This window comes from Pirellulales bacterium (assembly GCA_035656635.1).
Lineage (GTDB): Bacteria > Planctomycetota > Planctomycetia > Pirellulales > JADZDJ01 > DATJYL01.
Map to the genome: position 1 here is coordinate 15421 of DASRSD010000039.1, position 22746 is coordinate 38166.

General features: G+C 57.5%; 16 protein-coding genes. 6 read left to right on the plus strand and 10 right to left on the minus strand.

Going from position 1 to position 22746, the window contains the following annotated elements; all coding sequences use genetic code 11:
* The first annotated feature begins 212 nt into the window (after positions 1-212).
* Entirely contained in the window at positions 213-1889 is a 1677-nt protein-coding gene (locus tag VFE46_03035) for a thiamine pyrophosphate-dependent enzyme (GenBank protein HZZ26959.1), read from the plus strand.
* A gap of 60 nt (positions 1890-1949) precedes the next feature.
* Here the strand turns inward: VFE46_03035 and VFE46_03040 are convergent, their stop codons facing one another.
* Entirely contained in the window at positions 1950-3443 is a 1494-nt protein-coding gene (locus VFE46_03040) for a rhamnulokinase family protein (protein HZZ26960.1), read from the minus strand.
* Positions 3444-3787: 344 nt separating this feature from the next.
* Between VFE46_03040 and VFE46_03045 the strand changes: the two genes are divergently transcribed.
* Together VFE46_03045 and VFE46_03050 are read left to right on the plus strand one after the other, a co-directional pair.
* Complete coding sequence (locus VFE46_03045) at positions 3788-4591, plus strand: phosphoadenylyl-sulfate reductase (GenBank protein HZZ26961.1); 804 nt, start codon at positions 3788-3790, stop codon at positions 4589-4591.
* A gap of 81 nt (positions 4592-4672) precedes the next feature.
* Positions 4673-5098, plus strand: a complete 426-nt coding sequence (locus tag VFE46_03050; protein ID HZZ26962.1) for an Rrf2 family transcriptional regulator — start codon at positions 4673-4675, stop codon at positions 5096-5098.
* Between the two features lie 658 nt (positions 5099-5756).
* Here the strand turns inward: VFE46_03050 and VFE46_03055 are convergent.
* The 3 genes from VFE46_03055 to VFE46_03065 all read right to left on the minus strand — a co-directional run bounded on the left by VFE46_03055 (position 5757) and on the right by VFE46_03065 (position 8817).
* Complete coding sequence (locus VFE46_03055) at positions 5757-7022, minus strand: permease prefix domain 1-containing protein (GenBank protein HZZ26963.1); 1266 nt, start codon at positions 7020-7022, stop codon at positions 5757-5759.
* Between the two features lie 139 nt (positions 7023-7161).
* Positions 7162-8331 (minus strand): permease prefix domain 1-containing protein, encoded by a 1170-nt coding sequence (locus VFE46_03060; GenBank protein HZZ26964.1) that lies wholly within the window; start codon positions 8329-8331, stop codon positions 7162-7164.
* Positions 8332-8445: 114 nt separating this feature from the next.
* Complete coding sequence (locus VFE46_03065; protein HZZ26965.1) at positions 8446-8817, minus strand: helix-turn-helix transcriptional regulator; 372 nt, start codon at positions 8815-8817, stop codon at positions 8446-8448.
* Positions 8818-9272: 455 nt separating this feature from the next.
* Here VFE46_03065 and VFE46_03070 point away from each other — a divergent pair, with 455 nt between their 5' ends.
* On the plus strand, positions 9273-9641 hold the full coding sequence (locus VFE46_03070) for a VOC family protein (GenBank protein HZZ26966.1): 369 nt from the start codon (positions 9273-9275) through the stop codon (positions 9639-9641).
* A gap of 127 nt (positions 9642-9768) precedes the next feature.
* On the plus strand, positions 9769-10296 hold the full coding sequence (locus tag VFE46_03075; protein HZZ26967.1) for a transposase: 528 nt from the start codon (positions 9769-9771) through the stop codon (positions 10294-10296).
* 134 nt (positions 10297-10430) lie between these two features.
* On the opposite strand, the gene VFE46_03080 is transcribed toward VFE46_03075, so the two are convergent.
* The gene (locus VFE46_03080) at positions 10431-11693 is read right to left on the minus strand and encodes a hypothetical protein (GenBank protein HZZ26968.1); all 1263 of its coding nucleotides are present in this window, start codon (positions 11691-11693) and stop codon (positions 10431-10433) included.
* Between the two features lie 368 nt (positions 11694-12061).
* Here VFE46_03080 and VFE46_03085 point away from each other — a divergent pair, with 368 nt between their 5' ends.
* Positions 12062-14557, plus strand: coding sequence for a hypothetical protein (locus VFE46_03085; protein HZZ26969.1), 2496 nt, complete (start codon positions 12062-12064; stop codon positions 14555-14557).
* 21 nt (positions 14558-14578) lie between these two features.
* Here VFE46_03085 and VFE46_03090 read toward each other — a convergent pair whose 3' ends face one another.
* From VFE46_03090 to VFE46_03110, 5 genes are all read right to left on the minus strand, one after another.
* Positions 14579-15985 carry a polysaccharide biosynthesis/export family protein gene (locus VFE46_03090; protein HZZ26970.1) on the minus strand — a complete coding sequence of 469 codons (1407 nt, stop codon included), beginning with the start codon at positions 15983-15985 and terminating at the stop codon, positions 14579-14581.
* 73 nt (positions 15986-16058) lie between these two features.
* Positions 16059-17666, minus strand: coding sequence for a hypothetical protein (locus VFE46_03095; protein HZZ26971.1), 1608 nt, complete (start codon positions 17664-17666; stop codon positions 16059-16061).
* A 261-nt stretch (positions 17667-17927) separates the two neighbouring features.
* Positions 17928-18815, minus strand: a complete 888-nt coding sequence (locus VFE46_03100) for a TIM barrel protein (protein ID HZZ26972.1) — start codon at positions 18813-18815, stop codon at positions 17928-17930.
* A 365-nt stretch (positions 18816-19180) separates the two neighbouring features.
* Positions 19181-20791 (minus strand): glycosyl hydrolase family 79 C-terminal domain-containing protein, encoded by a 1611-nt coding sequence (locus VFE46_03105; protein HZZ26973.1) that lies wholly within the window; start codon positions 20789-20791, stop codon positions 19181-19183.
* Between the two features lie 98 nt (positions 20792-20889).
* Positions 20890-22734 (minus strand): BNR-4 repeat-containing protein, encoded by a 1845-nt coding sequence (locus VFE46_03110; protein ID HZZ26974.1) that lies wholly within the window; start codon positions 22732-22734, stop codon positions 20890-20892.
* Between the last annotated feature and the right edge of the window lie 12 nt (positions 22735-22746).

The following is a 22746-nucleotide window of genomic DNA, read 5'->3' on the forward strand; positions in this document are numbered from 1 at the left end:
TTGGGGGATATACCATGCAGTCGGCGCTTACTTTGGTGGCTTTGGCGGTGAAAACCTACAACACGATTTTCGTCGGTCACTCGTGGTTTTAGCATGCATGGTCGTTTTTCTCAGTATCTGGTGGGCCTTATTACTCCTGCAGAAACCTCGTAACTCCCGAACCGAACGCCCGCATTCGACGAAGAACTTGTAGTCGCCGGAGCAAAAAGCTAATGACCAAGGGAACTGAGGCCGCACCTGGTAGCCAGTCCATAACCGGTCTTTCGATCGGCGCATATATCATTCGCCGGCTGCAAGATTACGGTGTGCGGCACGTCTTCGGAATTCCCGGAGATTATGTGCTGGGTTTTTATAAAATGCTCAGCGAGAGTCCCATTCAAACACTTAATTGCACTCGCGAAGATTGTGCCGGCTTCGCTGCTGACGCCTATGCTCGGGTGAACGGCATGGGTGCGGTGTGCGTGACCTACTGCGTGGGTGGTTTGAGCCTGTGCAATTCCATCGCTGGCGCTTACGCTGAAAAATCGCCGGTGGTGGTAATTAGCGGAGCTCCAGGGTTGGGAGAGCGGATCAATAATCCGCTACTGCACCATAAAGTTCGTGATTTCCACACTCAATCCGAAGTCTTTGAAAAGTTGTGCATCGCCGGCGCGGAATTGGACGACACAAACGAAGCATTTCGGGAAATTGATCGCGTACTCGATGCCGCCGCACGCCACAAGCGCCCCGTCTATTTGGAATTGCCGCGCGATATGGTCGGCGTAGTGCCGGAAAAGCCACATCAATTCCGCCAGGCCGAAGCGGTTAGCAATCAAGAAGCGTTGAACGAATCGGTCGAAGAGGCAGTAAGCTGGATTTCCAGTTGCCGCAAGGCAGTGATTATCGCTGGGGTAGAAATTCACCGCTTCGGGTTACAAGACGACGTTCTGGCACTGGCCGAAAAATCGAATATTGCTGTTGCGGCCACCATGTTGGGTAAAAGTGTCGTCAGCGAAGTTCATCCTCTGTATGTGGGCCTGTATGAAGGAGCGTTGGGTCGCGAAGAAGTCACTCGCTTCGTCGAAGAAAGTGATTGCGTAATCCTGCTGGGCACGTTCATGACCGACATCAATCTCGGTATTTACACGGCGAATTTGAATCCGGCGAAGTGCGTTTACGCCACGAGCGAGCAGCTACGGATACGACATCATCATTTTCATGGCGTGCAGTTGGGCGATTTTATTCGTGCGCTGGCAGCCCGCCACCCCACTCCACCGCAACGCGTTCTGCCTCCAAATCCTAAATTAAATAGTGAACATTTCTCCGTTCGCGTCGATGCGCCGATAACCATTCGCCGCTTGACTGAGCGGTTGAACCAGATGCTCAACGACCAAACGGTCGTGATTGCCGATATCGGCGATTCGCTCTTCGCCGCTACGGAACTGATTGTGCGGGAACGAACCGAATTCATCTCGCCGGCTTATTACACGTCGATGGGTTTTGCCGTGCCGGCGGCACTGGGCGTGCATGTGGCACGCGCTGATCGGCGTGCCGTCGTGATTGTAGGAGATGGTGCATTCCAGATGACTGGCATGGAGCTTTCCACGTTGGTGCGATATCGTTTTCCGACGATCATTGTTTTGCTCGATAACGGCGGCTACGGCACGGAGCGGTTTCTGCATCCACAATGTAATTTCAATGACGTCCACCCCTGGCGCTACCATAAGTTGCCCGAAGCGCTGGGAGGAGGCACAGGTTACGAAGTCCGGACAGAAGGGGAATTGGACGAGGCATTGAAGCGCGCCTGGGCTGACACGAGCGGCCCTAGCTTGATTCAAGTTCACATCGATACCGGCGACATTAGCACGGCGCTGCGACGTCTTTCGGAACGGTTGAGTAAACGAGTATGACCTTGAGCTAGGGTTCATGCTGGGTTCCATAATCTCTGTTAGCCAACTTTTCTGTGTCTCTCAAGTCTCCCGAAGCGCCAAAAACCGCTCGTACGCTTCTTTCCACGCGGCAGCATTTTGCAGTTGGTATTCTTCCACTTGAAAACTTCTGCGCACAATTTCCCGCGCTTGTGCAATCGAGCCAATTTCGCTAGCGGCAACCGCCTGCATTAGCGCGTTGCCAATGGCTGTTGCTTCTACTGGCCCTGCCACCACGCGGCGCTGACAAGCATCGGCTGTCATCTGGCAGAGCTGCCGGTTTTGAGTGCCGCCGCCAACAATGTGAATCGTTTCAATTCGCCCGCCAATCAATTGCTCCAACGATTCCAACGTGCCGCGATATAGCAAAGCCAGGCTTTCCAGCGCACAGCGAATAACGGCGCCCTCGTCCGCCGGCGCAGTTTGTCCGGTCCGTTGGCAAAAGGCACGAATCGCTTCCGGCATGTCCGGCGGCGCTAAGAACGTCGGATCGTTGGGACGAATAAATGCGGCCAGCGGCTTAGCACTTCCAGCCGCTTGGGTTAAGTGTTCCCAGGAATACGTCGTGCCCGCCAAACTCCAGACCCGTCGACATTCTTGCACCAGCCACAGGCCGACAATGTTTTTCAATAACCGCGTCGTCCCGCCCACGCCCCCTTCGTTGGTGAAATTGAGGGCTAAGCACTTTTCGTTAATTACCGGCCGGGGCATCTCCACGCCCATGATGCTCCACGTGCCGGAGCTAATGTAACACCAATCGGGCCGAGCCCCGGGTTGGCTGGCCGCCGGGACGGCCATTACAGCGCTGGCGGTGTCATGCGTTCCCGGCGCTACGACTTGCACTTTGGCCAACCCTGTCGCGGCGGCGACTTGCGGCAAAAGCGGTCCAAGTTTTGTGCCAGGTTGAATGATGTTGCCTAATATCCGCGTCGGCAAACTCAAACGCTCAAACAATTCCGTTGCCCATCCACCTTGGACCGGATTAAAAAACTGCGTGGTGGTCGCATCGGTCATTTCGTTTCCCTTGACGCCCGTCAGTAGCCAATGAAACAGGTCGGGCATCATGAGCAGCGATTCGGCCATCTCCAGAATCGCCGAGTTCTGCAATTTCATCGCCAACAGTTGATACAGTGTGTTGATCTGCATGAACTGTAAGCCGGTTTGGGCGAAAATTTCTTCCCGCGGCACTCGTGAGAAAGCGCGCTCCAACATGCCATCGGTGCGCGAATCACGGTAGCAAATCGGATTGCCTAGCAACTCGTCGCCCTTCCCCAGTAACCCGAAGTCAACGCCCCACGTATCCACGGCAATGCTAGCGACACGTTCGCCGTGCTTGGCTTTGGTGGCGCGCAATCCCGTGAGAATGTGTTGCCATAATCCCAACAAGTTCCAGTACATCCGCCCGCCGGCCGTAGTCGGGCCATTTTCGAAGCGATAAATTTCTTCCAACGTCAGACGCTTTCCGTCGAACATTGCCGCCAAATGGCGACCGCTGGAAGCGCCTAAATCGATGGGCACAAAACACGTCGAGGGCATGGGCAATGGCTTTCTGATACAAATCCTGGAATTCGGAATGGGTGGCAACGGCAAGCAACATCAAACCGTGCTCGCACCGAATGCGCATCGTGTAACACAAGTTACGGCTCGTCAAGCGATCGAAACCAAGGATATTTAAGGCTTTAAGCCGCTTTCTCAGCTTGGCCGTATCGCCAGAAAAATCTGAATAATCGGGCAAAAAACTGCCGATATTTAGCGGAAGCGACAAATAGTTGACTTTGGTGAGCAACATTAGTATGATTTGGCGGTTCGCGGGCGATCCGCAATCGCCGGGACCATCCTTAACCCGGTGATCTACAATGACTTCTGCAACTATTCCATTCATGTCTGAACCGAGCAGTCCTGTGCCAGTTACGGCTGGGGCGTCCACTCCGGGCCGGACGCCTGCTATACCAGCGGCCTCGCAGACCGATGCCCAGCCGCTGGTGGCCACGGATGAACTGCTCGCGTTTTTGGCCGCGGAAAGCCAGAAGCTCGAATCGGCCACGCCGCAGGAAATTGTTCGCTGGGCGGTCGAGCACTATTTTCCCAAGCTGACCATGGCCACGGCCTTCGGTCCCGAAGGCTGCGCGATCATTCACATGATTGCTCAAGTCGAACCGCGGGTGCATGTGTTCAATCTCGAAACCGGCTACCAATTCAAAGAAACGATGGAGCTGCGCGAAAAAATCGCTCAGCGTTACGGCATCGAAGTCGAGTTCAAACGGCCCGACACCACGGTCGAAGTGTACGAGGCGCTGCACGGCGGCCCGTTGTATAAAACCAACCCCGATCAATGCTGCGCCGACCGCAAAATCAAAGTGCTGAAGGAAGCCGCCAAAGGTTGGCACGCTTGGATGAGCGGCATCCGCCGCGATCAAAGCCCCGACCGCGCCAAAGCGCCCATCGTGGGCTGGGATAAAAAATTCAACCTGGTGAAAATCAGCCCGCTGGCAAACTGGACCAAGAAGGATATTTGGAAACTGATTACCGACGAGAACATTCCGTACAACCCATTGCATGATCAGGGCTATCCCAGCATCGGCTGCTGGCCTTGCACACGGGCTGTCATGTTCGGCGAAGACGAACGCTCCGGCCGTTGGAGCGGCTTCCAAAAAACCGAGTGCGGGTTGCATACGAGTGAGTAAGCCTGCAGCACGCGGCTGGCAGCAGGCAGATTTCTGCATGCCTAGCCGCCTGCTGCCGACTGCCAGCCGCCTTCCAATCAAATGAAATTCTCCGCCAAAACTGAATACGCTTGTCTGGCCGTGCTGGAGTTGGCCCGGGCTTACGAACAAGGCGAGCCGGTGCGCATTCGCACCATTGCCGAGGAGCACGGCATCCCCGCGCGGTTTTTGGTGCAAATTCTGTTGCAGCTCAAAGGGGCTGGGCTGGTCAACAGCACGCGGGGAGCGGCGGGAGGCTATCAACTGATGCGGTCGCCGGAGGAAATCACTTTGGAAGAAGTGATGTCTGTGGCCGATGGCAAGGAAAGGCTGCCTAATCCGGCCGGCGCAAAATCGCCGACCCGCCGAGCCCTGTTGAAAGCCTGGCGCGACGTGGCTCTGGCCCGGCAGGAAATGCTGCGCGACATCACCTTCGCCGACTTGGTCCAGCGTGCCGGCGGCGAAGTCGAGCAGATGTACCATATCTGAATGAGCAGGTGAGCGGGTGAAGAGGTGATGAGGGTGTGCATCGGGCATTTTATCACCTTTGCCCGGGATTTTTTTTCGCCTGACAGAATTGGATGGTTCTGTCCACGATGGGCCTGCGGCAACACGGCCGTATCGGCGGCGCGGGGAGAACGGCCGGTGACAATCATCAGCGAATTGTGGTTCCGGAATTGGCATTTTTCGTGAGTTGTTTGTGGTTCGATCGGTCTGCGGCAGGCAGCAGGCGGCAGACGGCTGGCAGTTGGCGGTTGGCGGTTGGCTGCGACCGACAATTGGCGATCCAGTCGAGCGGTTACGGCTCTAGTCCGCTGCACGCAAAGGTGGCAACATGCGGCCGCTTATTTAAATGCGGTGCCGCGTGGAAGTCGCCTTGATAGCGCACATGCGTACACTATAGGCGGTATCCCTGGCGATTCAAGAGCTTTTTTGGGCCACGTGCGGCCACCATGTGCGATGAAACGATAAGCCCGCTGCAGATGCAAAAGATTCTCTGGCCAAGGGTAAAGTGCGCGCCAGAACCGTCGTAAGCGGGATGGCGCTTCCACCCCCGGGCGGAGCCCGGGGCTAACGGGTCGATTGAAATTGCAAACGGAGTGTCGGTTCACTCCCGGGCGGAGTCCGGGGGTAAAGCCTTGCGTGCTCACTTGCCGGCTTGTTTACGGGCAGTCAGTTTGTGGGAAATTTGATCCAGCAGCATGGCCACCTGCTCGTGAAGTTCCGAGGTTTGGTTGACTACGAGCAAGCCCTTGTAATAAGCAATGCTGCCCGGGCCACCCTGCTCGCTCCAACTTGGGGGCGCTGTCGACGAGGTAATAATGTCGATGAGCTCGTCGGCTGGGCTATCCAAATGTGCGGGGTTGGAAGTTCCTCCACCGATGCCTTTGCCCACTTCCCCGGCTGGTCCGCCAAGTCCCCCGCCGCCACCGGTACCAGCTGCTTTAGTGTCGGCTGCACTTGCTTTGGCGTCGGGCTTGGCAGTGCCTGAAGCTCCACCCATGCCACCGCCAATGCCTCCACCTTCGCCAACGTCGAATGCTCCGCTGCCGCGAACTTCAGCGCGCGGAACAGAAACTCTAGGAAGCGGGTCGGACGCAGATAAAATGTCTTGGCAATCGTACACACGGGTTGTCAGTGTGGTGTCGGCTTTTTCCCGCGTGGTGATGCTAATGATGCCATCGCTGATCGTATAGCTCAAATTCTTCTCTCGCAGGATCAGATCGAGAAATGTCTTCAGTCGAACATGGTGCAAACTCATGGTTACCTGGATCGTGGTTGGATCGAGTCCCGCATCTTTCAAGGCAACCGAATCAAAAACAATTTGCAATTTGGCGAAGTCTGCCAGGTAATCGGCCACGTCCGTTAAGGGTATACCGTCAAATTCAAAGTGACCGAATTGGCTGAGCACGTCTTCGGTTTGGGCATTCAACCGATCCGGCGATTCTCCCGGCACCGGGCCGCTTGGCGTGAAGTTTTTGTGTACTGCGTCCGCCGCTGGCGAATCGGCGGCCACGGTTTTTACAGGATCCACGGCGAATGGATCGGGATTCGGATCGGCCACCGCCCTGGGCATGAGCTTGCCGGCATGATTGTCCGGCCAAACGGCCAAGGCGATGATGAGTGCGGCGGCTAAACCGACGATGGAGGCGAGTGTGCAGCGCATGAGAATTCTCCTGTTCCGGGTTTGGGTGATCTTACTGAACTGGGTCGCCAGGCCGGCGGCGTCGCCAAATTCTTCCAGGGCCATTTGCACGGCCTGGGCCTGTGAAAATCCGCCGCCCATCAGTTCCGCCAAGCGCGATTCGAAATGATCGCGCAATTCTTCGCCGATGGCTTCTCGCTGCTTGGAATTGAGCCGTAGCAAGCGGCCGATCAGCGTCAGGTAGTTTTCAAATTCACGATCGGACATGGGACGGTAAATGACGAATGACGAATAATTGATGAGCGATAAAACGTTTAGCCGCGACCCGATAGGAGCGAGTGATCATGGGGAATGGGGATCGAGGATTGATTGAGTGATGAACGTCGACGGCGAGTGAATGCAGCCCTTATTTTGCAGTCTCACCTTGGGGAAGCACGTCGGCGGAAATCAGGATTTGATAAGAGCCCGCGCTCTCGTCGGGCATACTTTCCACTCCGGTCAGGTTCACGATATCTCCGCGTGCGATACGGATTGTCGACTGTCCGAGGATCGCGATATTGGTTGGCGCCGGCAGTTCCGACCGTTCAGCCGCCTTCAATCCAGGTCCGACCGCGCCATCTTTTACTTGCGCAACTGCTGTCGATTTTTCCGCATCTAAACTCATAATGATGACGTTGCCGGAACTGACACGTGCCTGCACTTGAATGGTCGTGCCAATACTCTCATGGGTGGTGGTCGATGTTCGGTTCGAATTTACGGTGGTTGGGTTGGCAATGCCAGGCCTGCGTTCTCCTTGTTCTGCAAACGCAGGCTGATTGTCCGAGCACGTCAATTGGAAGTGATTTGTAACGGCCGCTTTTCCTTCTCTCTCCAACTGAAGTAATTGGTTAAGGACTGCGGTGCGCCGACCTGCTTGTAAAAACTCCGTTTCCGGCTGCAATTTGACGAACCAGACATCGACGGCAATTGAAGGGTAAGGGCTATCTATTTCCGCGATCAGGTTCGAAATTTCTTTGAGCGTCTCCGGCGGCGCAGAAACGAGCAAGCTGTTGGAAGTAGGTTCAGCAACCACCAAAGCTCCCGTGCCATCGCCGGGGGGATACGCTTTCGTGAGCGTGCCGGCGATATTGGAGCAGAACACGTTTTGAAGCCGAAAGAGATGTCTTTGCTGTTGGTTCTCGCTCCGTTGAGCAGCCGACGTTTGCGGCTTCTCGAGCGATTGGGCCTCTGCTCGGTCGATCATTTTGGGAGCATGATTATCGGGCCACACTGCCAACGCCAAAAATACCGCCGCCGCTAAGCCGAGGACTGATGCAATTGTGCAGCGCATGAGAATTCTCCTTTTCCGGGTTTGGGAAATTTTGCTGAACTGCGTCGCCAGGCCGGCGGCATCGCCGAATTCTTCCAAGGCAATTTGCACAGCCCGCTCGTGCGTAAAACCGCTACCCATCAGTTCCGCCAGGCGCGATTCGAAATGATCGCGCAATTCCTCGCCAATGGCTTCCCGCTGCTTGGAATTGAGCCGCAGCAAACGGCCGATCAGCGTCAAGTAATTTTCAAATTCGCGGTCGGACATGGGGGAACATTAAATGACGAATGACGAATGTCGAATGTCGAATAATTGATGCGTGATAAAACGTTTAGCCGCGAGGCGCAGTCCGCGGAGCGGAGCGCTTTGTCAGTTGAACGGTTATGTTGATTCCGTCGCCATGCCCGAGCGGGCAATGACCGACATCGAAGGAAGTAATTGTTTCAAGCACGCCACGTAACTGTGCCACTCGCTGGCTTGCTGATGCATCCGGCGGTGACCGGCGGCGGTTAGCTCGTACCATTTGCGGCCACGGCCGGTGGACCGTTCCCACCGGCTGCGGATCAGCTTGTCCGATTCCAAGCGGTGCAACAGCGGATACAGCGTGCCGGCCTGCAATTGGACCGCCTGATTGCTGGCATCGGCCAATCGTTTTTGAATCGAGTAACCGTACATCGCCTCGTCGGCGAGGACCGACAGAATCATCAAATCCAAACTTCCGCGTAACAATTCGCTGCTGAGTTTACCGGCCATGGTGAGGGGCTCCGTGTATGGCTGTCTCTGGCGAGACAGGTGCGAGTCTCGGAGAGACTTTACGTGGCGCTTCACGTAGCCGCGTTTCTCCGAAACGCGACCGCGAGTCTCGGAGAGACTCGCCTACGTGAATAGCCTACGTGAATAGGTTGTAACCCGATATATAGCGAATCTATATATCGGTGTCAAGCGTTGGGCGCGGATTTTTTTGGGGGAGTGAAAAACGCATGGGAGCGCAATCCTCCGGTAGAACCGGGGGGCTATTGGGGCGTAACGAATCGCCTGCGCTAACGCAATTCGCGGGGAGAGCCCGGGGCTAATGAGCCGGCGATTCGGGGCGTTGACGGCGGTGATGCGTTGCCGGAAAATCGTGGTTCGCGGCTGGCATAACCCGACGCACAGAATCGCGCTACATAAGAAAATGGTCGTCAAACATCCACAAACGAGGTGCTGATATGTCGCAAAACACGATCTGCTGGACCGATATTCCGGTGACGAATTTGGACCGGGCCATCAAGTTTTATTCCGCCGTGCTGAAAGGGGAAGTTAAAAAAGAATCGTTTGGTGAGATGAGTTTTGCTTTGTTGCCGCATTACGAAAGCAATGTTTCCGGCTGTCTCGTGGTGATGAACGACACCCAGCCTTCGCAGAGTGGCCCGCTGGTGTATTTCAGTGTCGAAGGGCGATTGGATGATGCCATCGTGCAAGTGCGCGAACATGGCGGAAAGATATTGCAAGAGAAACATCAGATTGGCCCACATGGATTTCGGGCAATCATTGTCGATTGCGAAGGCAACCGCATCGCGCTGCATTCGCAGAAGTGATGGATGGCGCTCGGCAACGTATCGCTTATATAGTCCGACTCTGTGAGTCGGGTCGTTTGAAATGGAATCGTAAAATATCCGACTCACAGAGTCGGGCTATATAAAAGTTGGAATATAAAGGGAGCGAATGGGCAGCACATTGGCGATCCATTGGACGGTGACCACACATGGAACGTGGTTGCATGGCGATCCAAAAGGATCTTGGAAGAATGGCACATTAATGGGCCCAGATCCTTTATTGCGGCAAGCCGCCTCCGAAAACATGACGAATGAGGCGGAAACATTGTCCCAGCCAGAAATCGAGTTAGCCGCCGAAGCGTTCGGACGAGTTTGCCAAAAGGGAGGGCATCAGGTGTTGGCAGCGACCATTCGACCCATTCATGCACATTTAGTGTTAGGTCGCATTGCAAGCCCGGCGGAAAAAGTAATTTGGTGGCTCAAAAGGCAGAGTGCCGCAGCAGTGTTTGACTCACGCCGCAGTCAGGGACGCCCTACTCCGCGGCATTTGTGGACCAATCGCCGATTCGTGGTGTTTATTTATGACGAGCGGCACTTGGCCAATACAATTAAGTACGTTCAGCGCCACAATATTGAAGCAGGATTGTCGGCAAATCCGTATTCGTGGATTGACCCGCTTAATCGCAATGATACATAGCCCGACTGTATATAGCCCGACTCTGTGAGTCGGGTCGTTTGAAATGGAATCGCAGAATACCCGACTCACAGAGTCGGGCTATGTACCAGGGCACCCAACTCACAGAGTCGGGCTATGTATGGCGGGGCGAATGATTACGCTTGGCCGGCCATGGCTTCGGCGAGGATTTTGGACGTGCTGGGGCGCATGATGCGCGGATCGACCTGTTCGCCCTTGAGCAGCATGTTGCGCACGTCTTTGCCGGAGATGAACACCGGCTTTTCTTCCTTGTGGCTGTCCATCAGGTCGACGCGGCCGACCGAATCGTAATAGGCGGCGAAGCCCACTTTCACCGGCTTGATTTTCAGGTCGCCTTTCAGCTTGCCGAACATTTCCTGGGCGTCGAAATCTCCCCAGATGGGCTTGCCATCGTGATAGGGCGCATCGGCGTGCTTGCGGCCAATGACGATATCGGTGAATCCCAAGTTCTGGCGGTAAATGGCGTGCATGATGGCTTCTTTCGGGCCGCCGTAAAACATTTTGATGTCCATGCCCAGCAGCAGGACGCGGTCGGGAACGCTTTCGTTGCGCGGTCCCCACAGGGATTGGTCGCTATCGCCCTCGCCCAGGCCGCGCTTGTCGATCAGCGCTTCGTACGTTTTCATGCGGACATCGGCTTTGACATCGTCCCCCTTGGTTTCGCCAACGAGCGGATTGAGCACCGCGCCGGCGTTATGGCCATCGCGCAGCAATTTCTCCAGGCCGTACACCAGAGCGTATTCGTGGGCCCGATGCAGCGGATTGCGGGTTTGAAACGCCACTACGCGGTTCCATCCCTTGGTGGCCAGCAGCTTGCGGACTTCCTTCGGAGACAACACGTACTTGCCAAACGCCGGATTTTTGGGTTGTGGCAACACGCGGAGTTTGCCGCCCAGCAAATGCGTTTTGTCGGCATCGCCCTTCAGTACCATGTCGGCGCCGGGATGATCGGTGCGATCGGTGAGATAAACCGATTTGATGTACCGCGGCTTGTCCCACTCGAAGATGTCGGTAATATCGAGCGTGGCCACCGTGTCGCCGGTCGAATTGGTGAGCGCGACCTTTTGCCCTTTTTTCAGTGTGGCCGCCAACTCCTTGGTGACCGGCAGCGAAAGCGGAATGGTCCAGGCATACAGCTTGCCATTGTGCTCGATCACGGATTCGTCCAGCACACGGTAGAACGTGGCGGAATCCATGGGGCCGGTGGTCGGGCTGAGCGTGCCATCTCCCCAGCGGTAAATGGTGGACAAATCGGCATCGGAAACCGGCACTTTGGGCAGCTTCGCGGCATCGGCCTTGAACGAGGCAACCTCGTCGGCAGCAACGGTGAGATTTACAGGTTCGGTCAATCCGCCATGGGGAGGAATTAATTCGGGCATGGTTGGTTGTTCCTTCGAGTGTGGGACTGGTGGGTTTTCTTAGGTGTGAAGCCCATCAGTATAGAAATGTTGGCCGAACGCGCAAAGACGTGCTCGCGACGGTTGTCCGACGATTACACATAGCCCGACTGTGTCAGTCGGGCTTGGGCACATATTGATCGAGGGAATACCCGACTCACAGAGTCGGGCTATTTGCAAATGGCTCGCGGCAAAACACCGCAATTTGCCTCAATTTCCACATCAAATTGACCTGTGTTAAACGCGGCGTTTCTGGTACTTACCGGCTGGCAAAATTGCCATTTTTCAGGGGTTCCCGCGCGCCGGGAACTCCCTTGGTTATTGCTTGTTCCCCAGCAAGGAAGCTGATTATGAAAAGCTGGATGTTGCGATTAGCGGGCGTGGTGCTGGTGGGTGGAATTGGTACGGCCAGTGTGATCGTGGCTCAACGTCGTTCGGCCACGCAAGATCCGCCACTGCCCGATTTGTCGCAGGCTCCGGTCAATGCCGACACGGTTGCGGCGATGAGCGGCAATCGCTCCAGCAACGATCGATATCCGCAGCCGGTGGAAGGCGGCGTCGACGAAGCAGCACCGCGGGCAACGGAACCGAAAGCCAGCGGAAGCCATTCGCCGGTCGATCCGTTTCAAGGTCTTTCGACCAGCGCCGGCGACTATCGCTCTCGCGGGAATGACCGCCGGATCGAGAGCGGACATAACAACGAAACTGCTGCGAATGACGCCGTCAGCGATCAAAACGTTGTGCCTGCCGGCAATGATGAGACGCCAGGCAAACGCACGGCGGGTGCGGAGCCGCATCGGTTGACCGTGGACCCTGGCGCTGCGCCCATCGTGCCGCAATCATCGGCCGGTCGCGGAACGCTGGAGAATATTCCCGCCGCGAACGAAGTGGGCCCTACCGATCGGCGCGACGCAACTTCTGCCGCCATGGAAAACGGCAATCTGCATTCCACCATTCCGCCTGCCCAAAACGGATTGCGCTATGTCGATAGCGGCATGCGCAAGGCCAGCGGAATTGCCACCCCGACAGGAACATTGGAAAACGTGAGCAACGATCGCTTCAACGCCGCGTCTGCCACGCCGCCGGTGGTGGGAAATGGATATAACGAACTGCCGCCCAATGCCGGAGATTATCGTCGTCAGCCGGCGACAAACGATGTGAAAACCATTGATCCAACCACCATCGACAGCTCCGAAGCCGCTTTGGCGCGCGGCATTCCGGCCGGACCGGCTACCGAAAATGGAATGCCCACGGGCGGAATGATGGATCGCGGCCTGCCGCCTGCCGGTATTTCTGGCCCGGGTGCAACACGCCAAGGCAACAGCGCGTTTGGCAACGGAATGCCGCCGGTCGGCGCGGCTGGGCTGGGAAATTCGCAATTCGGCAATGGTTTGCCTCCCGGCGCCAGTGGTGTCGTCGTGGCATCCAACAACGCGGTGAACATCGAAGGCTTCGGCAAGCCGGGAGATAAAAAACTTGAAGGCGCTCAAACGCCCAGCGTGACAATCCAAAAGACCGCGCCCACGGAAATTCAGGTCGGCAAAGAGGCAACGTTTGAAATCGTGGTGCGAAACACCGGGCCGGTGCAGGCCAACGACGTGCAGGTAACCGACGTGGTTCCCCAAGGCACCCGCCTACTGAACACCACTCCGCGCACCAATATTGGCCCGCGCGGCGAAATTGTGTGGCCAGCCGGCGATTTGAAGCCGGGCGAAGAAGCAAAGCTCCAAGTACAAGTGATGCCGCTGCAAGAAGGGGAAATTGGCAGCACGGCCGTTGTGCAGTTCCGCTCGGCGGCTTCGATGCGCACCGTCGCCACCAAGCCCGATTTGGTTTTGGAACTGGGCGCTCCGCAGCAAGTCATGATTGGCGCCGATGCCAAGCTGCAAATCAAAATCAGCAATCCGGGCACGGGGGCGGCAAACAAAGTGATGATTTCGGCACGCATTCCGCCGAATTTCCAGCACCCTGCCGGAAACGATTTGGAATTTGAAATCGGTCAATTTCGTCCCGGCGAAAGTCGCGATTTAGATCTCGTGCTCCATGCCGTGCAAGCGGGGCCGGCGATGATCGCGCTGGTGGCGCAGGGCGACGCGAACTTACATGTCGAAAAAACCACCAACCTGGAAGTCGTTGCGCCCCGGCTGGAAGTGAAGCTGGCCGGACCCGGCATGCGGTATTTAGATCGCCAGGCAAAATACACGGTAACCGTGGGCAACCCTGGCACGGCCCCGGCCCGCGATATTACGCTCGTCACCCATTTGCCCAAGGGTTTGCAATTCGTCGAAGCGTCTGACTCCGGCCAGTATGACACTAGCAGCAACAGCATCAGTTGGGCACTAGATGAATTGCCTCCCGGCCAGTCGGGCAACGTGACCGTAACCGCTGTGGCTAAGGAGCCCGGCGATCAAAAACTCCGCAGCGAGGTGAAGGCCACCGGTGGGTTGACCGACGCCAGCGAGCAGGTGACAGTCGTCGAAGGCGTGGCGGCCGTGAATTTTACCGTGGCCCATTTGGAAGACCCGGTGGAAGTTGGCGGGCAAGCAACCTACGAAATTCACATCGTCAATCAGGGTTCCAAAGCCGCCAATCGCTTGCAGGTAATGGCCGTGCTGCCGCCGGAAATCAAACCCGTTAGCGGTGAGGGCCCCTCGCGGCAGGCAATCGAAGGACAACGCATCGCCTTCGAGCCGCTCGCCCGGTTGGCTCCCAAAGCCGACGTAACTTACCGCGTGGTCGGGCAGTGCTTGGCGCCCGGCGATTTGCGCGTCCAGGTGCTGCTGCAAACCGACGACATGGCCAAACCCGTCGTCAAGGAAGAAGGAACGCGGGTTTATAAGGACTGAGCTGCCGCCCGCTGCCAGCAGCTACTGCACCACTGCATTGCCGCGGCTGAAATCGAAGAAGGTGCTAAACGGCAGCACGGAATACAGGCCACGGGTGAAGTATAAATTCACCAAATCGTCGACGATTAAAATCGGCGATTTCGGCACCATGACAATGTCGCTGTCGTCGAGCCAAATTTCTCCGCACGGGCAAGGTTGACGATTGCATAACATGGTGCTTTGCATGTGAACCACCGTGGCCATCAGCCGCCAATCGTCGCCGCGGCGAAAAATGGCAATCTCGCGCAAATTCGCGCCGATTTTCCAACTGCCCGCCATGCTTATGGCCTGCATTAACGTGGTGGGGCCTTCCATGCTGTAACGGCCGGGCGTGTTCACTTCGCCAAACACGAATACATAACGCGGCGCCCGTTGCGTGAGAATGGGCGTAACTTCCATTCCTTGAATGCCCAATTGTTCTTTGTAGCGCAAATCGATTTCCAACTTCAGTTCGTCCAGCGTTAACCCTTGCGCCGGAATGTTGTTCAAGCCGGGCAGGTCAATCGTGCCTTGTGGCGTAACCTTGGCGGACCGTTCTTGGCCCCCCTGCCCTGCCCGAGCGTCAACCGTGGCCCGCAAATCGTCTAACTTGGTGTTCACCTTGATCGGCGTAACGGTAATCGCGGGCTGCTTGTAATACTTTGAATACAAGTCGTCGAGCTTGGTACGCAGCTCTTGCACAGTCATGGTGGCGGCTCGCACTTCTCCCAGCAAACGGAGCGTGACGGTGCCATCGGGCTGAATGACCAGCTCGCGATTCAAGTTGGAATCGGTGAACGATTCGACCTGAACCACATCGCCCACGTTTAACCGGTACGGATCGGTTTCTACGTCACGGGTAATGCGATAAACGCACTCCAACACGTCGTCCACACGGAGGCGGTACACCGGCACGTGCGGCTCACGCCAGTGGCCGACATATTCTCCTTGGGCATAGGCTTGCCAATCGATGGGCCCCATCGCCTTCCAGCCCTTTGTCTTGCAGCAGCAACCGCACGGCCCGCACAAAGCGCAATCGACACCCATAATCGGGCACGGCGCCGCCGGACCCAGCGCTTGGCAAAGCTGAATGGCGGTCGCGGTGTGAGGCGTTTGGGGCTGGCGTAAATCGATCGTGTACTGCTCGGTCCACGTTGAAGGATCGATCTTTAGCGGCTGCTCAGACTCCTGCCTGCTCAGCACTGGCAAATTGGATACCGCCGCATTCGATACCGCCAAGTTCCCTGTTGACGAGCATGATGCAGAATGAATTGGGCGACGATCCGCGCCATCGCCAATGGGGCGCAGCAACCAGGCGCATGCGCACAGCAAGGCGGCTCCGGCCACGAAGCGCCGCCGCTGGATTGCAGTTTGTGATCTGTTTTCGATCGTCGTTGTCATCAATTTCATAGACATAATCTTTCGCTATGTCCGGCGCCGGCTGGCCGCGTGAAATATGTTTTGTCGCTGCGGATGGCAACGCCTATCGCAACCATGGCCAAATGCCGCCTTTGGCTTGTGGCTTGGCGGCTGTCGCCGTCGGCGGTGTTGAATTGGTGGCCGCGTTGGGCGCCGTGGCGCTGGTGGGGGCGGCAGTGGCGGTGCTGGTCGAACCGGCATCGGCCACCAGCGAGCTGGTGCCGGCAAACGCGGTTGGATCCAGCCATTCAATGGGGTATTTCGTGCCGGCGCTGGCATAGCCGTCTTTTTGCAATCGCGCTACCGCAATTTCCGCCTGCCGGCGGGCCTCGGTGGCGTGGGCGGCATCGCTCATTTCGTCGCAAACCGCCGCCAGGTTGCGCCATTCGGTCGGGCCGGCCGACATCGCCACGGCCTGCTCCAGCGTGGCGCGGGCTTCCGGCAGCTTGCCAAAGTGCGCCAGCAATACGCCCAGCTCGTTGGCAGCCAGAAAGTTTTTGGGCTCAACCATGACGGCGGCCTGATGATAGACCACGGCCTTCGCTTCGGCGATTTGCTCCCGCGGGCCGTGCATTTCGGCCGGCACGGTGCAAATTTTACCTAGCCCCAATAGCGCCAAGGATGCCACCGGCTGATCGCCCCCGGCTGCGGCCAGTTGCTCCTGGGCATAGGCTAAATACATCCGCTGCGCGTCGAGGACCGCCATGTTTTCTAGGATCTGATTTTTCAACACCGGCGTGCGGTGGGAATCAACGTACAGTTGCAGGTTCAAATTCGGTTCCAGTTGCGCGCTGTGTGGCACAAAATCGTCGACTTCCTCCAGCGCTCGCAATCCGGCGCTGAGGGCACGCAGATGGGCATTGGTGTTGCGCTGCGTATCTTGCGCGGCGGCTAAAATGCGCAGCGATTCGATAAATTGCGCTCGGGCGGAATACAGCGCTCCGCGCTCGGCCAGGTTGAATCCGCGGCGGGCTGCTTCCTCGGCCCGCCCGCAAATCGCCGCCATTTCCGGCGATGCTGCGCTGGGCCCCCAAGGCAAAGAGACACTTGTTGCGGCCAGCTCGACCAGCGGCGCCGGCTCCGGTTGCTCGTTGGTTTTCGCAACCGCGGCAGTTATCGTCGGGCTGGCCGAAGGCGCGGCGGGAACAAGCTGCTTTACAGGCAGCGCGGCATAGGTCTCGCTGGCGGGCGAAGCTGCTTCCCGCGCCACTTCGGTTCTGCGCTGGGCGGTGACTCCAAATTGCCCCACGTCGGAAGAGCTGCGCTCCTCGGATTTGTGGATCACCTTGCTGGCAACGGGAGCTTCCGAGGAGGCCAGAGTGCCGGGATTCGTTGGTGCAGCAGCGGGCGACGCGCCAGAGCCGGCTTCCACCGCCGCTTCCGAATCCGCTCCGTCTGAATCCGCCGCGTCGTCCGAGTCGCCTTCCGCAGCGGCAGCCGTATCTTTTGTCGAACCTGTGTCGGCAAATATGGCCGGCTGGTTCGCGCATTCCAGCCGCGGGGGCTGTGTTAGCTGGCCAACTCCAATGCACTCCCCCGACAACGGCGTCGGCAGGCGTGCTTCCGGTGAAGGCGCAGACGAGCGCTGCTCACAGCCGCACGATACGGCCAGCATCAGGCAGGCACAACAAAACAGAGTGCGCAAATCAACTGCGCGACGTGTGCGATCCATCGTTCATCCGTGAAGTAACTACCGTGATGCATCCATACGGCCTGTAGCGGGCCGGCTCAACGGTGTTAATAGCTCGAATCGACCGACCGGAGCGGTTAGATTCAACAATCCGGCCGTATCGACCAGCGCTGGGCGCACAGGCTCCCGGACAGCCGACACAGGCCGTTTTGCTTACGAACTTGGGGCAGCAGAAGGGTCACGCACGGAGTGCCTTGCCCAGCGGGCACTAAACGCATAACCGGTAGGCTTTGCCAAGGGAGATTACTGTTTCACAGGGGAAAGCTTTCCGGCGGCATTTAAACCCGCCGCTGTCCACGCTTGGGCTAAACGCTCGCCGGCCGTGCGGACAATTTGCTCGCGCTTCATCCCCTTTATGCCAGGCTGGCCGACCGCCGGGGTGATGGGGCCATCGTAGCCCAACTCGGCCAACGACACTAATACCGCCGGAAAATCGATCGTCCCGGTTTCGCCCACCAGCAGCCGATCGCTTTGCTCGCAATCGGCGGCGGGTTTGTCGGCCGGCGCATCCGAAACGATGACCGATATAATTTTTTCCGCGCCCAGCTTGCTCACCTCTGAAAAATTGCTGCCCACAACATGCAGCTCAAACAAATCGGCGACCACGCCCACATTGGTGGCGCGAATCATCCCCACCAACGTGGCCAGTGCGTCAAACGTGTGGATAAATTGAAAGGCACGATCTTTCCGCAGCTCCGGCGCAGAGCGAAACTCCATCCCCAACTTCATCCGCCGGGCCCCCAATAGCTCGCCCACTTCGGCCAAGCGGCGGCGATGAAATTCAAAGTTCTCGTGATAAGGACGCAAGTCGTTGGCGGGGGCAATTGCCGTGACCGCCCGCGTTAATCCCAAATCGGCGGCCAGCGTCAGCAACTCGTCGGCGGCGGCCAGGCTCGATTTATAAACGTCGTCATCTTCGTCCCAAACCACCGGCAAACGGAAGGCGCCCAGCTTCAACCGGGCGCTATCGATTAGCCGGCGGGCATGCGGCAGTCCGTACGAGTTGACCGTTTGCAGAAACTCCACCAGATCGAGATCGATGCCTTTAAAGCCATACGACAGCGATAGTTCGATGATCTCACTTTGCCGGCCAGTAATGCATAATGCGGCCGGACTCAAATTTCGGAACATGCGGCAAGCCTCGAAGAAAATTCCTAACGCCCCCGGGAGAAGCATGGGCTATGGACGCGTTGGCCATCCGCAGCTGGTGCTTGAAGCGGTTGATTATGGCAAATCGACAGAGAATTTTGAAGGGCCGCACACAGCCGGGTAGTGATGCATTTTGAAGTGAACTGCATTGGGTGGCCTGGGTCGAGTGCCTCCGAGCCCTCGGAATGCTGCCCGCTGGGGGCTCCCTTCGGTCGACCCCAGCCACCCAGCGGAAGCAAAGTGCATCACCACCCACAGCCGCCGCAGCAGTTCCCGGGAAACTGCTATCAGTTTTAGAGAGAATTTTGCGCAGCGCGACTCAAAACTGTGGTAGCGGGGCGATAAGTTCAAGCTTCGAGCAGGATCAAAGCAGCGCTGGCATGGGGCAGGTTGAGCGATAAGCCCTCGGCCGCAGCCGACGACAAGTTTTCTGGAGCCGAAGGCGTCCAACCCGCTGCAGACATTCCCGAGCCGCACAAGGTTACGTCCGACGTAGAATCGAGCGCCGGGGCAACCAGCCGCCACACCGTGGCCTGCTGGGAAGGGATGCCACGCAAGGCGAGCTGTACATTGCGCGTTTCGTCTTTGTTGAATACGGCGATCCGTAGCTTGCCATCTTTTTCCACCGCATACGCCGTGACATTGGCGCCATCCAGACCGTTCAGCGTGACAGCGTGCGTGTTGCCGCCGGCCAGTTGGTTGGCTAGAAACATGCCGTAGAAGATGGGACGCGCGGAGAAGCCGGATGCCACTTCGCCATCGATCGGCGTGTAATAGCCCCCCTTCGCCGCGCTGCCGGCCTTGGAAACCAGTTCGCCCGGCATGTGATCGCCCAGCGAAGCCCGTAAAAATTCTCGGCTGCCGCCGTGCAAGTTCACCCCCGCGCAACCTGCGGTGGCCAGGGCCAACATGTAATCGCCGGCCCACAGCGCCGAGGCAAAGGCATCGCTCATGCCGGGCTTGCCGCCGCGATAGCAGGAGTTGCCTTCGGTCATGCGATAGACCACATGATCTTTGGCTGCGGCCTCGGCGATCAACTGGGTGCGCTTGGCAATGTTGGAATCGGTATGCAGCAGCCGCTTGGTGGTGACTTTGGGATCATCCGGCGGCCCTTCGGCGTAATAGTGCCCGGTAACGGCCATTAAACGCGAACCAAGATTTTTCGCCGCGCCGGCGAGGAACTGGTTGATCCAGTTGGAGCTGGAGCCGACATCGGGCCCGCCGAAGCGGGCGTCGGGAACACGCGCGGTGACGGCATCGGCAAAGGCGGTCCACTCGGTCAAATAATCGGCGAAGCTCCAATTCGGCGGCCGCGTTTTGTTGTTGGCGTTGTGATAGAAATCGGGCTCGTTGCCAATTTGAAAATAGAGCAGCTTGTCCCCCACGGCGTGCGCGACATACTCGGCTTCCTTTACGGCGCGCTCCGGCGAGCTGTGCCCCAAGTTCAGCCCGTAAATGACTTGCCAACCGGAGGCATGCAGGAACCCTGCCAGTCGATCGACGGCCTCGGGATTGATTTGAAACAGCTTATTCGGCATCCAGTTTTCCGCCACCGGTCCGCCGGCGGGAACGATTCCCGGGGCGAGGGTAGAAGCATCGGCCTTGAACCAGCAGAACTCGCTGCTATTGCCCCCCAGGCGCAAAATGCCCTGTGGGCTTAACAACCGAAATAGCGCGATTAGTTCCTTGTTGGCGCCGGAGAAAAAGTTGGGATTGCTAAGCTGCGCCAGCTCGTAACTGAGCCCGTTGTAGGTGAGCGGAATTAAATGCGACGGCGACTGCAAATCGACAACCAGCTCCGCGGCAACGGGTGCATTTGCTTCGGACTGGCTTGCTCCGCTGCCCTCCGGCAGGGGTTGCTTGGCCGAGGAATCGGCCGATTGGGCAAAGCAACTGCGGAAACCGGCGGCGCCAATTGCCGCCGACGTGGAATGAATGAGAAACCGCCGACGATCCATGGATTTGCCCGATCGGAAAAAGAAACTCGCTGGAAAATCAATACGCCAGACTGCTTCACAACACTTCACGCAGCCGCCCGGACGCCCTGTGCCAATTCCTACTTCCTCCGGATTTGTACCACGAGGAGCACTGCACCGGCCAGCCCCAAAAGCAGCCCAGCGGCGGGTTCGGGAACCGCCGCAGCAGTGCTGCCTTGGCCATTGAGCAAATTGTTGATTAGGGCTTGGACATCGGCGTTGGTATCTTTGCCGTCGCCATTGACATCCAGGATGGTGTGAATGTCGCTGGCCGATAGCGAAGAATGCAACGCAGTATAGGCGCTGGGACTAGTCAAAGCTTGCTCCAAAGCCACGATATCTGCTGAATCGACATGGCCATCTCGGTTGATGTCACCGGGGAGCGGATTGACATCAATCAGCCCGACGACGCTGGTGTTGAAGGTTGTATAGGCGGCATACGTGCCTTGCATCCAGATCAGCGCTTCCTGGTCGTTGCCCGTGATCAACTGGGGACGGATGTTGTCGGACGAAGTGTTTGTTAATTGGCTGAAGCTCCAGGTGCTGCCGTTATCGGAGGACGTGCCCTGGAAAATTTGCCAGTGCTGGTGGCCATCGGGGCCCAGCAGCGCGGCATTCGTGGTGGGATTTACATCGGCGGAAAAATAAATTTTGTTCGGATTCAGCGGATCGACCGCCAGCAGGCCTGCGTATTGATTTTGACTATTGTACAGCGGCAAGCCGGCGTAACCGACGCGCGAAACTTGCCACGCGCCGCCAACCAGATGGGCGAAATCGTATTCCAAATCGTTGCCGTATGCTCCGTTAAGATTGCGAACGACCACAAAGCCGAGGTACGGGTTGCCGCTGGAATCTAACTGCATGGAGCTGGCCCAACCTACATAGCCAGCGCCGAAAGAACTGGTGCCGCTTAAGTTGAAGCCGTCTGCGGCCACGCCATTCGCCTTGGCAATTTGTGTGAAATCGGTCGGCAGATAGCTTTTGCCGGTGCCGCTGGCAAGATCGCCGGCGTTGCCGGTACTGGGCGGATTCGCCCCGCCTGTGGTTGGCGCCGTGCCGGTGCTTAAGCCGCCCAACATGGCGCCGGTGGAAGTAAATATGTTCGCCGAGCCATTAGCGGCAAATTGCATGTAGCCCACGTACAGGCTGTTGAGATAGTTCTGGGGGCTATCTTCGGTCGTGGCAAACCAGACAGTGTTCGATCCGTTGGAGGCGTATTTGACGTACGGCCTGCCATTGCCACCGGTCAGCGCTTCGTTGTTGGGATTCCGCCAGTACATCCAATGCCCGCCGTATGTGAACGTAGGCGTAGCATTGCCCAGGCTTGTATACGTGGAATAGTTTGGGTCATACCCAATGGCGCGAGAGAAGCTAACCACCTCGTTGGGCACGCTTAAGTAGAACGGGTTGCCGTAGGTGTTTCCGTTGCCGTCATTCGTGGTGTTGACCGTGGAGGTTTGCTCGGACCCCCACATGGTGCCTTCGCCGGCCGTAGTGCTGACGCGCCACTGGACGAGGTTGTTGGCTCCATGCGTTTGATATTCGACCAGAATTCGCCCATCGGGCAGAACGGCAAAGGCCGGATCCGCATGATCGTCCTGATTGAACGCGGCGTGCAGCAATGTTTCGGTGTTGGCGTGGGTGCTGAGATTGTAATCGGTAACATCGACATCTCCCGCCGCAGAGGTGCCACCATTCCCATTATTGATCGTGCCATTGGCGCCGGCGATGGAGCCGATGATTAATTGATTGTTCGTAATAATGGCGCGCGGATCGGAAAACCAAGACCAGCCCCCATCAGCGTTGAAAGTGACCGGCGTGCCGCTAAAGGCGGCAAAGCATGCGGCGCGGGGAAGAATTATCGCGAAAACGAATGCGACGGACAAATTTTTGAACAGCTTGCTGCGGACCGCGGAAGCTTTCATTACGTCATCCTG